Raw genomic sequence first — 15005 nt, forward strand, 5'->3', positions numbered from 1 at the left:
AAAAACGTTAGAATTTTCGAGAGTAATTATTTGGGAGCTATTTGTAGTTCTCAAAATCAAGAGGTAAAATATTTGAGCGATTCAAACACTCAAAATTTTACCTCTTTTTCGTTAACCGACTTTTTTTCTAAAAATTCGGTTGGAAAACTGGGCATTTGCGCCTGGTACGATCTGGATACGCAAACATTGTCCATCTCGCGGGACGTTTTCGGACTCATCCCTCTACACTACTTTCGCTTATCGGATGAGATCATCGCTTTTTCGACAGATCTGGTCTCATTAATTCGAAATCCACAATTACGTGATCACGTTGGTATCAACGAGGAGAGAATTGCGGCATACGGATCGTGGCTTAAAGAACCAAGCACTCCCTATATCTGCGATACTTTTTATAAAGGAATCCAATCCGTTTCTCCGGGGCATATTGTTACACTGAGCTTTGAAGGTGTTACTACGGCTCCATATTCGGTTTTCCGTCCTTCAAAATGGTCACACCTGACAAATGTTGAGGAGTTTGGTGAAGAATTTCGGAAACTATTCCTCAACTCTGTCAATGGACATTTAAACGATGATTCGCAGATTCTTGCTTCCCATTTAAGTGGTGGGATGGATTCTTCGTCCGTGAGTGCCGCCATAAGGTTTTTGCGCCCGGATAAGCCTCTGCAAACGCTATATAATATCTCCAACACGCTTGATACCGATGAAAACTTATATGCCATCAGCGTCGCCGAGAAAATTGGCTCTTATCATCATGAGATTCTCCAGTCGGAGGATGATTTTGGATTACTCTCATCATTTATTGGTATTGCAGGTCAGCCTTTGGCAACGCTGGTCTCACCTTCCGGTGCTGCCAGTCTGATGCATTTCGCAAAAGACCTTGGCTGTACTAAAATCTTTAATGGTTCCGGTGGTGATTCGATCGTGGGCAGCGGATTGGAAATGATGGTCAAAGCCTTTGATAACGGCCAATGGGAGTTGGTTGAGAGCTTGGTCAGGAAAAGGGTCTCTTTTTATGCTAAATCATATAAATATGCCAATTGGGATAAGTACACAGCCCAAAGAAAGTACAGCATTATCCTTCACAATCTGCTGTTTCACAGACTTGCAACCCTGGCAGTTCAGGGGAAAGTAAAAGATGCTTTTGGCCTTATCGCCAGATTCTCTGCGAATTTTAAAGTTTCGTATTCCTATCTTATAGATAAGGTTGGAAAAAGCTTGATTTCCAAAGCGAGAAAGGGGAATATCATTCCAACAGCTTCAATTCTGCGAAGCGATTTGTTGCGATCCTTTCCTAACTATAACGAGCTTAATGTATATGGACTGCTGGAGTCGAATTCAGGGGCAGAACAGCAGCAGTCGATGGATGACATTTTCAACACACAAACGATTCTTTCCAACGAGCAGACTTTTTCGATCAGCAAGTACTATAACATGACAAATAGCTCTCCATTTTACAATAAAGAGCTATTTGAACTTTGCCTTGCCGCACCGGATCTGCTTAAATATGGCGACGGTATTGGTCGGGCGCACTTCCGAGAGGCGATGACTGGTCTGCTGCCTGAATCCGTCCGCCGGCGTAGTACAAAGACCCCCGTAAGATCCATGGGTCCATTAATTGCTTTGCGAATGTACTCGCAGGCAAAATCTCTAATAATGGACTCATCTGAAATCTGGAATTATGTAGACAAGGGAAAGTTTGCGGAACAACTTGCCATTTTACAGAATGACAGAATTCCGTATGAACAAAAGAATGTCAGCGTTTTCCTTGTTTGCCGAACGATCTCACTCGTAACCTGGCTGGAATGGTATAAAAACCGCTAGACAGCCAATTTAATACCGCTATTTTACAAGCACAATCTTCCCCCGAAGTGTTCTGACCGATTGCTCAGTATGATCCATCAAGACAACCTTATATGCGTACAGACCAGAAGAAACGGAAGATGGCAGCCAATACCATTCTGTAGTTATTGCGTTTGCAGGAAGAGAAATCAACTTCTCGTCAACAAGCTTCCCGGATTGATTGTAGATAAGAAGTTTAGCGCTTTTATAACTTATCTCGTTGCCTGCTTTTACATTGAATTTCACGTAAGTGGATGCCGGATTGGGACTAACGACAATCTCCGGGACATCAGTCAAATCTTCTGTAATGCGGAAACCAATTCGGTAAGGCTGAACACTGGTGTTTCCGGCATGGTCTTTTGCGCTAACGAGCAATTCGTAATCTCCCTCGGAAAAATCCTTGGTGAGGTAGTTGATCTGAAATGAGTGATCGCTAACCGGATCAATCGTCATGTCGATCTTGGAATAAAGTACTTTCTTAAATTCACAAGAGCTATCGCCGCAACGTTTAATAAAAATGTCGACCAATGCAGTATCCGCAAAAATTTGTCTGTCATCCGCGACAGTGAAAGTTATGACAGGGTTGTTAGCAACCTTTTGCTTATCCGTTACTTGTCTGCCATTGAACTGCACACTTAGCAGTGGGGCAATGACATCCTTATTATTGGCGGACGAGAAAATAAACTTGTCAGCAATGAAATCCCAGTCAATCTCTAGTTCAGATGTATTATTCCGGATGTTTAGCTCACTGATAGTACGATTCGGATCAATCGTCACCTCAATTTTTTTAATATCCTTTGAATTCAAAAAGGAAACCATCAAAGTGTCCTTGTATGGGAAAGAAGGAAGTGTGTTACTCCATAATTTATCCCCTTTTGTTCCAAAGTAAGTAATTTTTACCGGTACCGACTGTCCTTTGACGAAACGGCCCTCATTTGAGAGATAAACTCCTACACGGATGGAATCCGATTTTTCGAAGTTTAAGGCGCCAGATTTTGAGTACAGCGTAATGCTTTCCTGAGGGTTCAATGAATAATCCGGCTTGTCAACAGTGACCACTTTGAGAGCAGGGTCGCCTTGTAGTAGCGATTGGTGCGCATTCGAAACAGTGTATTCGTCTCTGGTTTTTGAAATCAACGCATTAGCTACTGCAACCTGGATCTTGCCGATAGACAGGTTAACCGTTGCAGGCTCAACAAACATGTTGGCGTAGAGCTGCTCAAGATATCGTGCAGACGGGCTTACAAAGCTTTCAAAAGAATTTGCTATAACAGCAATTGCCCCTCTTTTAGGCGCCATCAGCCAATCTAAGGAAAGTGGTAGTCGATCGCCGGCATTCGGGTTAGCATTAAAACGATTTTGGAAAACATTACCTACCCCACAGCCATTGAAATACATCATTGGGTATTTTCCAGGATTACTATAGCCACGAGATACATCTGTGATATAGCCCATATCCAAGTCTGTTATTGTAACTGCCCCATGCCCGAAATAGGTGATCAAACCTACTCCGTTATTGACGTCGGGAGTAATATTGACTGATTCCGTTTCGGCCATAGCCTGCTGTTTAACATATGGAGTGACCTTACCACCCGCAACTCCATCCTCCACGGTTGGCACCAAACCTCCCAGCAAGTCCCTGAGCTGCGTAATTTCACCAACATTTTTACCACCATTTAAATGAAGAAAGTTCTTCCTCCAGCCATAATCACCGGTTGTATTTTGCTCGTATTCCTTAATTTTTTGGAGATAGTCCAGGATGTTTTGATTAGATATCGCAGACAACCTACCCACGGGAATAGCAGGAATATCTTGGTCCCCGCCGTTGAGGCCACTGACAAGTAGAATATCCGAGGCAGGATAACCGAGTGACGGAACCTCGTCGGGAAGTTCGCGCACCATTCTTTCGGCGTATGTAATTGATTTCCCAATCAGAAAAAGATATTTATCCTTCCCGCCCTGCCCTAAAACGTAGGCCATAAATCGCTTAATTCCGAGCGGACTTGGTTCTCCATAATTGAATTGGTCATAAATGTCCTTTATGTTGACCACGAGCGGCTTGAAACTTCCCCCTTCCTGTGATGCACGGTAAGTCGCATACTGAGTTGCTCCGGTGAGAAGGTTATCAGTTGTTACAATAATGTAATTCGGGTTTTTAACATCGATTGTTTTGAAGGTCACTTCTTTCAACTTCTCGGCGGGAACCGTTATAACCTCTTTCGTAGCCAGAAGGGTAAGGGTTTTGCCTGATACCCGTGGAACCATCAGATTATCAAATGCGCCCTGAATCAGGATCGGGTCATCGGCGTTGGTTATATCTAAGGCAGCTGAGTTAATGGGTACCCCACTGATCTGCAATCTATTCCAAGGTACGGTTCCAGATGACAATCTGAATTCCTTGGAAGATAAACCTGCCATATCTACGCTTTGCGAATATCCGATGGAGTAATAGGCCAGAGAAAACCTGTCCAATCTTTCGGAGCCAGCCACTTTCAGCGCGAGGATACCCTTGTAGGAAGCATCTACATCGCCGGGTTTTAATTCAAATGTATATTCGGTACCTTCAAAACCATTATTTTTTATGGTATTTACCAATCGCATTGCCGTTGTGTCTTTGCCGATATACACCTCAATTCTATGCTCGTTGTTGCTACGGCCATGCACAAAGAGTTTAATACTGGCTTTCGAAAGTTTGTCAGCAACATTTATCAGTGAAATGTTATGCCTTAACGTGGTTCCTATTTTGGTAGTAACACCGGTCCTGCTGGCGCCAAGTTCGAAATAACTATTCTTATGGTCCTTACTTATCGACGTCGAAGCGCTCAGCGAGTATTCCTGGTTGAAAATGGTTGTCGCAAGTTCATCATGAGATACCATCGGCTGCAGCTTCGCATCCACTGCCTGGTTAACCACTTTCGCCCGCGCGCCAGCTGTTTCACCATTGGTCAGAAAATAGGATCCTTCGTCCGAATACATACTGAAATACGGATTCAGACGTGAGCTCATTGGCCTGTAAAGAAGTGAATCGGGAGCACCGTCATTTGTTACTGCATAGAACACAATCTCGTTATTAGCAGTACTGATGATAGAAACCTGCTTTCCACGTCTCCAAAGCTGTAGTTTTTCCGGAGAAGTAGTTACTAATGATTTTGGCAGGGACGAAAACGGGATTCTGTGAAGACCTTTTTTATTAATGCCGATTTTGACGTAGGCTTTGTCGTAAGTTATCCAGCTATCTGTATAGGGTGCTGAAAACTGGGCACGGATTTCCTGTCCACCCGTCAGGGCGAACAGGAAATATGCCATAAAAAGAATGTGCTTGTTTTTGAGATACATTAGTGTGTTATTAAAGGCAACGTTCTATTTCTTCGCCACTTTTTGATAATAAACATCGTTATTTTCTGTCGTGACTTTCAAAATATAACTACCGGTGGCCAAGTTTGATAGTTCTGCTTTCAGACCTTTTCCAGTTCTTCTCGTTACGCCATTTACATCAAGAATTGTCCATGATTTTACTTTCACCGGCGCATCAAGGCTAATTTCAACGTAATCCGATGTTGGGTTCGGATAAATGTTGACCAGACTGGTTCCTTCCCTCAGTACGGACACCATCCTCGACAAGGTAGACTTACCATCAACCAAAACTCCATCTGCATTCTTGAAAGATTCGTCCACTTGTTTCAGACGATAATAGCTGGTTCCTGATAGTGGCTTGGAATCAATAAACGTGTATAGACTTTCTGTGTTCGTGGTTCCTTTACCTTCTAACCTGCCTATTTCTTCAAAATTCTTTGCATTGTAGCTTCTTTCCACAATGAAGTGGTTATTGCTCATTTCCGAACTGGTTTTCCATGCAACCTGAACTTTGTCTGCACCAAGCGCGGTCGCATCAAAAGAGACCAGTTCTACCGGAAGTCCGCCTTCCGTCGTGAGCAATATTTTCAGCGCCGGGTCACCTAGTAACACCGTTTGGTGAACCTGTGCCTGATCATCCAAATAATCCTGGGCTACTCTTGCGTTTTCTACTCCGATACGAAACCCTGCGAACTGCTTTGTTTTCTCAGCCGCCAGCTGTAAAATTTTACCGAGTGTCTGACGCTCCTGATCGTTCTTGCCAAACATTCCTTCGTAAACGTACTGCATATAAGTGTTGCAGCTTGATGCATATCCTGCCCAGGAATTTCCAAAAACGGCAACGGCACCTTTTCCATCAGAAAGAAGCCAATCCAAAGACTGTGGTCTCGCGTCCGTGTTGTTTATAGTGGTTGCAAACTTGTTTTGGAATACATCCATTACATCGCACCCATTATAAAACATAATAGGATATTTCCCGGGATTATTGAATTTTTTATCCGGATCTGAGACATACCCGAAATTATAATCGGTACGCCACGGAGCGCTATGTCCAAAATAAGTAATCAAACCCAAGCCGCCTGCACCGGTTGGCTTCTGGACCGGAGGTACTGAATTCAAATGATAAAAGAGCGTGTCATTTTGTTCAATCACATCTCGGGCATCGGACTTCACCGCTGCATATACTTTTCCTTTAAAAGTTGCTGCCTTTACCTTCGATGCGGCAGTATTCAAATATGCTGCGTGGTCGCCAACTTCGGACGGAGTTTTACCACCACTTATATGAGCAACATTTCTTCTCCAGCTCAATCCACTGGTCGCAGCTTCATAGCTTTTTACTTTATTGAGATAGGCAATGGCCTGGGCATTCACCTCAGTAGGAATACGACCTACCGGAATCACCGGAATATCTGTTGGCGATCCCTGCAAACCTTCCACCAACAAGACATCTGACCCTGGAAATCCCCAGGTTGGCACCTCCTCAGGCAGCTCTTTGGTTATTCTGAAATTAACCGACACCGACTTACCCAACAGCAACAGATATCTATCCTTATTTCCATCGGATACAATGAAATCGACGAACCTGCGAATCGCCAGCGGACTAGGCTCACCGTAATTAAACTGATTATATAAGTCAGCGATTTGAAAAATACCTGTTTTATATTTTCTGCCGGGGCTTGAAGTTTTTCTGTAGCTGGCAAATTCCTCCGCGGCATTGCTAAGAATAGTATTGGTAACGATCAAATAATCATAGTCCGATTTGTTATATGCAGTAAACGAAACTGAACCGATCTTTCCAGCATCCACGTCTGTTGTCAAAGTCGTTGCCAACAATGTCATGGGCTGATTATTCGGTCTCGAGAAAATTAAGCTGCCTGGAGTTCCTGTCAATATTCTTGGGTTTTTAGGGTCTGAAACGTCGTAAAATTTAACTGTACCCGACACAGGAGGGCTCGTAACTACAATCTTACTTTTCGAATTTGCATTCGCAGCAGGGAAATTGAATGTATATGAACTTAAACCTTGCATATCGATCAACTGTTTATAATTAACCTCATAGTAAGCAATGGCGTAACGATCATAATAAGTCTCAGTCTTTGGAGAATCCACATTGAAACCTACCGCTGACTTTCCATCCTGAAAATGGTCAGGATTAACGGTGACATTAATAATACCAGGGTTGAAGCCAGCGATCGATACTTGTCCGACATCGAACAGACTTGCCTTCGTTTTCCCCATAAAGAAATGTATATTTCTTGTGTTCACGCCTGATGGAGCATAAGCCGAGCGACCATAAACAAGCGCCTTAACCGTAGCATTCTCAACACCAAACCGATTTACAACCTCAATCTTTGGAAAATCCTCCGATCTCAAAAGTACAGGTGGAGCGCCTGGTTCATAGGTTTCGCCCACATGGATCGGATGTCCTGCTGCATCGATATATCTGAAACTGACCTTTGTTTGACCATCCTCCATGAAACTGTTCAGGTTTGCCGGACGGATTGATGTCTGACTAGCATAACTGTAGTCGTCTTGAAATAACGTACGTGTGGTTTGATTATGAAAGCCTAGTACATTGCTGCCGCTATCGTCGCTGATATTTTCAACTACCGCTCTCTTTCCGTCTGGCGATCCAATCGTCAAAAAGTAAGAACTTTCGTCCGAGTAGTGACTATAATATGGATTAATCCTATCCGTTTCCGGCCTGTAAAGTAATGCATCGCTGCTGCCGTCATTCGGCACGCCATAAAATTCAATTTGCGTTGTAGTTGCACTGATCAGCGCAACCTCAACACCACGGTGATAAAGATGAAGTGTGTTCGCCGCAGCCCCGTTCATGAATCCGTCCGGAAGTGCTACCCGGAAAATACCCTTTGCCGAAACCCTGATTTTGAGCCATTTCTGGCTATACTTACCCTGCAACCATTCATTACCGAACGAACCCTTCCAAGCTACCTGTGCCAAAAGGCTACCTGTGATTAGTGTGCATAAAAGAAAAGTGGTAACGAAGAATTTTGTAAAAATGCGTTTGCTCATACCTGTTTAAATTATAGTGCAAAATTTCATTAAAAATAACAACGGTTTACGACATTATTAATATTGTTGGCAAAATTCTACAAAACCAAGTAGAACCAATTTGAGGACAAAAAGAAAAACAGCCCATCCAGCGCACTGGTACAATTTTTTCAGTGTAAATTTTTAAATAGGATTAGGCTGATTTAGGGTCTAAAACACACCATCAAAATCTCACTTTGCCCTTTTCATAGGTATTTGAAATTTTTTGTACTTAATTTGCCTATATACGTTTATTGACTAACCAAACTCATTGAAACTATGTTGAAGAATTTAATTATCGTAGCATTTTTTGCTCTTGCGGTTTTTGTTGCAGGTTGTAAAGGAGATCAAGGCGATGTTGGACCGGCAGGTGCAACAGGGCCAGCAGGACCGGCAGGTCCAGCGGGTTCCGTTGGAGGAGTTGGCCCGCAAGGCCCTAAGGGTGATACCGGTATTAAAGGCGACAACGGCATCGGTGCACTCGTGATACAAACAGGGAATGTTAAAACTACCGATGGTAACTTCATTTTTGGAAAGTCCGGGCTCACTACTGCTGATTCAGCGTTTTTAGCGCGTTGCGTCATTCAGGTCTATGTTACCAATGCGGGTGGTCGTACTTGGGCAATGCCTGGAAAAGCATATTGGGATGGACTTTCGACGTTCACTGAATTCAGTAATTACAGCCGCTATTTGAACACCAGGTTGTATATTGCACTTGTCGCAGAACGATGGTCTGAACAATTACCCACAGCTCCCGAGCGAGATTTTCAGAATGTTCGTGCGCTGATCATTCCGGCGGAAAATTATAATGCCAGGTCAAACGCCAATGTAGATTATTCTAACTATGATGAGGCTATGAAAGCATATGGTCTTACCGAGGCAGACGTTATTCAGGCTGACTGATAACTGCCAAAAATTATATAAAAAAAGGTTGCCAGCTGGCAGCCTTTTTTTATGCCCGAAAACCCAATAATTAAATCAATTCAAGTTTTAATTGCCCCCAATCAAGAAGTTGAAACTCCTCGCAATTTTATTTTTTCAAATTATACTATTTTCGAAACAAATTGTATTGTATACGTTGTTATGCATACATACCTTGTACTATTCCGGGTTTGACAACCCAACTAACATATCTATATTTCGTTATGATTACCAACAAGTCTTCAAAAACGAGTACTCCGGACGTGGTTCTGATCGGGGCAGGAATTATGAGTGCAACACTCGGACTTCTTTTAAAAAAGTTAAATCCCAAAGTAACAATCTCCATCTTCGAACGCCTCGACCGCGTCACCGCTGAGAGTTCGGATCCCTGGAACAATGCAGGAACCGGGCACTCGGCATTTTGCGAACTGAATTACACTCCCCAGCTGCCCGACGGATCAATCGAAACAAAAAAGGCAATCAAAATTGCCGAGTCTTTTGAGGTATCGAAAGAGTTTTGGGCATATCTCATCGAGAATGGGATCATCGACTCACCTGATACTTTTATCCACAATATTCCCCACATGAGTTTCGTATGGGGTGATGAAAATGTTGATTATTTGCACAAGCGTTTCGAAGCGCTCACAAGTCACCATCTTTTTCGTGGAATGGAGTACACAGAAGATAAAAAAGAAATCGCCAACTGGATCCCTCTTGTAATGACAGGAAGAAATCCGGATGATAAGGTAGCTGCTACCCGAATGAACCTCGGTACGGACGTCGACTTTGGTACATTAACCAAATCCATGTTTGAATATCTTGAAAAACAAGATGGCGTGAATATGTACCTGAACCACGAGGTTTCCGACATTGATCGAAACAACGACAATTCCTGGAAAATCGAGGTAAAAAATCGGGGAACAGGTAAATCAGAGAAAGTTCAGACGAAGTTTGTTTTCATAGGTGCAGGCGGCGGCTCGTTGTTACTGCTGGAAAAATCCAGAATCCCGGAAGGAAAAGGTTTTGGCGGTTTTCCCGTCAGCGGACAATGGCTGGTTTGCAATAAACCCGAAATCATCGAGCAGCACCAGGCAAAAGTATATGGAAAAGCTTCCGTAGGGTCTCCACCAATGTCTGTCCCTCACCTCGACACCCGGATGATCGACGGAAAAAGAGCATTGCTTTTTGGTCCATATGCTGGTTTTTCTACGAAATTTTTGAAGAACGGATCTTATCTCGACCTTCCGTCATCCATTAAGCTGAACAATATCAAGCCGATGCTTGCTGCGGGAATACATAATATTCCCTTGACAAAATATCTGATCGATCAGGTACGTCAATCTCCGGAAGATCGCCTCGAAGCCTTGAAGGATTATTTGCCCGAAGCACGTTTGGAAGACTGGGATCTTGAAAAAGCCGGACAGCGTGTGCAGGTGATTAAAAAAGATGAAAAAGAAGGTGGTGTACTGGAATTTGGAACCGAAATGGTCACTGCCGCCGATGGATCTCTGGCAGCTTTACTAGGCGCTTCTCCGGGGGCATCCACGGCTGTCTCCATTATGATCGAACTGATCCACAAGTGTTTCAAAGAAGCAAAAACGGCTGAGTGGCAGAAGGAGTTCAAGAAAATGATTCCATCATATGGTCAATCCCTGGCAACAAATGAAGATCTGGCGGCCAAAACACGTGCCTGGACTACGGAAGTTTTGCAGTTGAATGCTTCGCATTTGGAGGAAGAATTGACGGCGTAATTTAAAGCGCATTACACTAAAACCCCGCCTCATTTTTGATAAATCAGAACGGGGCGGGGTTTTAGTGTATAATTAAATCATGTATCGCGTTTCGATTCTGTTCGAGTGCCACTATCCAACTTAGATTAAAAGTTTATTGTTTGGAAATTAAAACTCCCGAGAAATGATTGTATCTGTTGTTCGTATTAAGCAGATTTCTATACTCGCCACTATTTGCTACGAAATGACGAACTCTTGTACTTACCTGGTCGCCTACCTTCAACTGGCAATAGGAAAAAGTAGACAACGAGGAATTGCCATGCAATTTAATTGCAACAGTTTGTGACAATTCGGTGATGTTGCCGTTCCTGTCAGAGACCAGATAAATGCTTGCTCCAAAGTCTTCTGACAATTGATCGTCCCAAGTTATGTGAGCCTCAAAATGATAAATACCATCAACTGGCGCGACAAAAACACTGTGCGGGGAAACATCAGACGTATTATAGTTATTTCCTAGATCATAAAGTTCGGTAGCAAACGGGACTTTCGAGATTACTCCAGGTGCAAATGACTCGCTCCCACCCCCAACAATCCCAACCGCCCGAAACGCAACCCCACCTTCCCACTTCGCATTCCCCTCCGCGTCACTCGTCAGCACTTTCCCAACCCCCGGATTCTGTCCGTTACCGAATATCTTCACCCCACCTTCTGCCTTCAATGCAACTCCGCCATCACTTCTGGCATGTACACCTGTCCCGCTTCCGCCGCTATAACCTTTAATTGCTGCGGAATTCTGACCTCCCTGGTAGTTTTCGATCAGAAAAGCCGAGTTAGGTTCAGATGTTGCGCCATAATAAGGAAGATTCCATTCCGAGGTTGATTTCCAGTCAGGAGATGCCGGCGTGTTTGCATTGAAGTAAAAACCGACACCATATTTCAGGTTTGCATTCGTATTGTAAACCAACAAACCATTAGCCGGAGAGGATATGGTTGTCTTATCGACTAATGAAGTCAGGGACACTTTTGGAATCAAAACACCTTTATCATTACTCTTAATATCCAGCGCGGCACTCGGGTCTGGTGATGTGGTGTTAATGCCGACACCCTGTGAGAAACTCTGATAATGGAAGAAAAGTGTGGTAATGAGTAGAATGAGCTTTTTCATTTCAGCAATCCGTTTAGATAATATTGATTAGTCTAAACTTAGTCCCTGCCGGAACATCTGCTATACATGCATTAGCCTGAGGCGAAAAGCATTTAACCAACGGGAAATCAAATGGAATTCAAAACGCCAGCGATCGCGCTCTGTACAAATTTTTTAGTTGAAAAATGGAAAATTTCATTTCTCTCTGAATATCTCTGAGAGATCAACAATCAATTCCGGGATCGCAACGGATTTCAAAACATCCTTGCTGGTTTTTGGGTGCTGTCCTATGAATTTGCCGGATTCATCCGATGTAAAAATCAGGACGTGTTCGTATTCCGGATAAACTACCCAGTATTCTTTTACGCCGCTTTCTTCATAAACATCATACTTTTGTTTCATCTCCTTTGAAGAATTACCCGGAGAAAGCACTTCTATCACCAGATCAGGAGCACCCAGACATCCCTGATCGTCGAGTTTTGAGGTATCACAAATGATACAGATATTCGGCTGTAAAACGGTCGTAATCTCTTGGTTGCTCTTTTTATCTCTGATTGGTAACCTTACGTCGAATGGTGCAGAGTAAGCCTGGCATGGCCGATTTTTCAAATAACTCCAGATCAAGCCATTCAAATTCCATACAATGGCCTGATGTCGGCGGGAAGGCGCGGGCGACATCCTATAAATATATCCGCTAATTAATTCCAGCCGTTCTTTAAACTGCCATTTCAGGTAATCCGCGTACGTATATTGTTTATTAAGGTCCAGTTGATCAAGTGTGTCAATAATCATGAAAGTGTTCTTTTTCACAATAATACCAAAATTTAACCATCCTCACCCTATTAGCTGGTGCTAAAAGCAAGGTCATCTCTATCTGCCAAACTCTACTTTTTTCAAAACGCCAGCGATCTCAAAAACTTCAAGCCTTCCACCGCTATACTCTCTTTCGAAGGTTCAACCTGGCGCCAGATCGACGCGGCTTTGGCGATGACTTTTACGTCCGGGGTGAAAGATTCAATGACGATGTCGCCCCGATAATGAATGTGATCCAATGCAGCAAAAATGCGGTCCCAGTTGATCTGGTCGCCGCCCGGTGTGCCGCGGTCGCTGCCCGAGGCATGCAGTAATGCAAGTTTCGGACCTGCTTTTCGTATTGCCAGTGCCGGATCCTTTTCCTCAACATTCATGTGAAATGAATCCAGATGCACCATTAATACCTCACTCCCAACTGCTTCGATCAACTTCAAAGCCTGGTCGCAAGTATTGATAAAATCCGTTTCGTAGCGGTTCAAAGGCTCGATCGCCAGCTTAACACCTTTTTCCGCCGCATAATCAGTCAGCTTCCGAAGGTTGCTGACAACCGTATCCCATTGTCTACGTTTGATATTTTCCGGGTAAAGGTTTGCCCGGCCGACCGATGAATAAATGGGCCCTGCAACAAGCTTACTGCCCAAAATGGGAGCGATATCGATCAATTGATGAACATATTCAAGCGACGTCACCTGCTCTTTTCGGTTGCCCCGCAAATCCCGGCCAGGCCCCGTTGCCGCGCACACCGACCTGCATTCCAAACCGGCTTCATCGAGCGCCTTTCTCACAAATTCGGGATCAATATTGGCTGGCTCCTCCACAGCAATTTCCACAAAATCGAAACCCCATTCCTTAAATTTGGGAAACCAGGAAACGCTTTCGTTCGTGAAAGGTGAAGAAAACAGGTATGTATTGATCCCGAAGTTCATGCTGGTTATTTGCTTTTTTGCTGCGTAAAAACCCGCACACCTTTTTTATTACCCGTCACGATATCCAGCAAACCGTCATTATTAATATCCTCCACAGTCACATGCAACCCCACGCCCGAATCCTCATCGATCACGTGTTTGATCCAAGTCGGATTTTTTCCAGGCTTGTATTCAAACCAGCAAATCAGCGCCGGCTCGAATTCACCGGGATCGTTTCCATTATGCGCAAAATACCGTTTTCCCGTTATGAAATCCATGTTTCCATCCTTGTTCAGGTCCACCAATGCAACCCCGTGCGTCTGAGAAAACGACTTGTCGATCTCATGTGTTTTAAAACTAAGGTTACCCTGCTTATCCTTGATCTGTTCATGCCACCAAATCCCATAGTTGTGCGCAGAAGCACTCAATACATCCGCTAACCCGTCCCCATTCAAATCCATCACGTACATCTGGGAAGCATCCTGGCCAAGGTCCGCGGCGTGAAATTTCCAGTCTTCTTCTTTCGGATGTTTTGCAGGTCCCTCTTTCGGCCCTTCCCACCAGCCCGTCCTCACAATAACGTCCTTTCTTCCATCTCCGTTAATATCCCCGTAGCCGATCCCGTGCGTGTACATGTGGGTGGAATTGTTCGGATCATTGCTGATAATGTATTTCTCCCAGGCAGTTTCGCCTTTTTTAGACGGACTTTTAAGCCAGATCACTTTTTTTGCAGTTGGATCGTTACAAAGCAGGTCCAGGCGGCCATCACCGTCTATATCAACCAGTTGCGGGGACTCATTACCAACCGAAGAATGAATGATATGCATCGGCCAGTGTCCCGTTTTTCCTTTCGGGTTCTCATGCCATGCAGCGGCTTTTCCAGGCCAGTCGATCCGGATCAGGTCAATCCATCCATCCTGGTTTACATCCATCCCGAAATCCAGAAAAGAATTACTGTAACTTCCATTCACGATAAATGAATCCGGTTTTGCCAGTTCGTGCGCCTTCCAGCTTGGTGCCTCGAACCAATATGCCCCCGCCAGCACATCTTTTTTTCCATCTTTATTAACATCCCCCATTGCAGCACCTTCCGCAATGAATTTCTTGGTAAGCTCCTGCTTTTTAAACGTAATTGCCTTCGTGTTCATCTGTGCATTCGTGGCATTAAAAGCGAGCACTGCGAGCAAGGCGAGACCTGCAAATTTTATTTTCTTTCCAATCAAGCGCATTTGTTAACAGATTTAG

Annotated in this window: 9 protein-coding genes; 3 read left to right on the forward strand and 6 right to left on the reverse strand. The window is 44.0% G+C overall.

The annotated features are described in order from the left end of the window. The first annotated feature begins 72 nt into the window (after positions 1-72). Positions 73-1821: an asparagine synthase-related protein gene (locus LZG72_RS03925; RefSeq protein ID WP_233867811.1), complete on the forward strand. Its 1749-nt coding sequence runs from the start codon at positions 73-75 to the stop codon at positions 1819-1821. 18 nt (positions 1822-1839) lie between these two features. Here LZG72_RS03925 and LZG72_RS03930 read toward each other — a convergent pair whose 3' ends face one another. After that, positions 1840-5175, reverse strand: a complete 3336-nt coding sequence (locus LZG72_RS03930; RefSeq protein ID WP_233867814.1) for a C25 family cysteine peptidase — start codon at positions 5173-5175, stop codon at positions 1840-1842. A gap of 24 nt (positions 5176-5199) precedes the next feature. After that, complete coding sequence (locus LZG72_RS03935) at positions 5200-8229, reverse strand: C25 family cysteine peptidase (RefSeq protein ID WP_233867817.1); 3030 nt, start codon at positions 8227-8229, stop codon at positions 5200-5202. Between the two features lie 297 nt (positions 8230-8526). Here LZG72_RS03935 and LZG72_RS29275 point away from each other — a divergent pair, with 297 nt between their 5' ends. Next, complete coding sequence (locus tag LZG72_RS29275; protein ID WP_304488633.1) at positions 8527-9150, forward strand: hypothetical protein; 624 nt, start codon at positions 8527-8529, stop codon at positions 9148-9150. A gap of 242 nt (positions 9151-9392) precedes the next feature. Then, entirely contained in the window at positions 9393-10919 is a 1527-nt protein-coding gene (locus LZG72_RS03945) for a malate:quinone oxidoreductase (protein WP_233867820.1), read from the forward strand. A 133-nt stretch (positions 10920-11052) separates the two neighbouring features. On the opposite strand, the gene LZG72_RS03950 is transcribed toward LZG72_RS03945, so the two are convergent. The 4 genes from LZG72_RS03950 to LZG72_RS03965 all read right to left on the reverse strand — a co-directional run bounded on the left by LZG72_RS03950 (position 11053) and on the right by LZG72_RS03965 (position 14989). Then, complete coding sequence (locus LZG72_RS03950) at positions 11053-12063, reverse strand: complement C1q domain-containing protein (RefSeq protein WP_233867823.1); 1011 nt, start codon at positions 12061-12063, stop codon at positions 11053-11055. A 174-nt stretch (positions 12064-12237) separates the two neighbouring features. Next, positions 12238-12834 carry a Uma2 family endonuclease gene (locus LZG72_RS03955; protein ID WP_233867826.1) on the reverse strand — a complete coding sequence of 199 codons (597 nt, stop codon included), beginning with the start codon at positions 12832-12834 and terminating at the stop codon, positions 12238-12240. A 101-nt stretch (positions 12835-12935) separates the two neighbouring features. Then, positions 12936-13781: a sugar phosphate isomerase/epimerase gene (locus LZG72_RS03960; RefSeq protein ID WP_233867829.1), complete on the reverse strand. Its 846-nt coding sequence runs from the start codon at positions 13779-13781 to the stop codon at positions 12936-12938. 5 nt (positions 13782-13786) lie between these two features. After that, a complete protein-coding gene (locus LZG72_RS03965) occupies positions 13787-14989 on the reverse strand; it encodes a VCBS repeat-containing protein (protein ID WP_233867832.1) in 1203 nt (400 codons plus the stop codon). Positions 14990-15005: the final 16 nt, after the last annotated feature.

The organism is Dyadobacter sp. CY323 (assembly GCF_021390245.1).
Lineage (GTDB): Bacteria > Bacteroidota > Bacteroidia > Cytophagales > Spirosomataceae > Dyadobacter.

Bases quoted from the DNA above. Each gene is read 5' to 3' on its own strand.
- LZG72_RS03930 (WP_233867814.1), bottom strand. From the start codon at position 5,175: ATGTATCTCAAAAACAAGCACATTCTTTTTATGGCATATTTCCTGTTC.
- LZG72_RS03935 (WP_233867817.1), bottom strand. From the start codon at position 8,229: ATGAGCAAACGCATTTTTACAAAATTCTTCGTTACCACTTTTCTTTTA.
- LZG72_RS29275 (WP_304488633.1), top strand. From the start codon at position 8,527: ATGTTGAAGAATTTAATTATCGTAGCATTTTTTGCTCTTGCGGTTTTT.
- LZG72_RS03945 (WP_233867820.1), top strand. From the start codon at position 9,393: ATGATTACCAACAAGTCTTCAAAAACGAGTACTCCGGACGTGGTTCTG.
- LZG72_RS03950 (WP_233867823.1), bottom strand. From the start codon at position 12,063: ATGAAAAAGCTCATTCTACTCATTACCACACTTTTCTTCCATTATCAG.
- LZG72_RS03955 (WP_233867826.1), bottom strand. From the start codon at position 12,834: ATGATTATTGACACACTTGATCAACTGGACCTTAATAAACAATATACG.
- LZG72_RS03960 (WP_233867829.1), bottom strand. From the start codon at position 13,781: ATGAACTTCGGGATCAATACATACCTGTTTTCTTCACCTTTCACGAAC.
- LZG72_RS03965 (WP_233867832.1), bottom strand. From the start codon at position 14,989: ATGCGCTTGATTGGAAAGAAAATAAAATTTGCAGGTCTCGCCTTGCTC.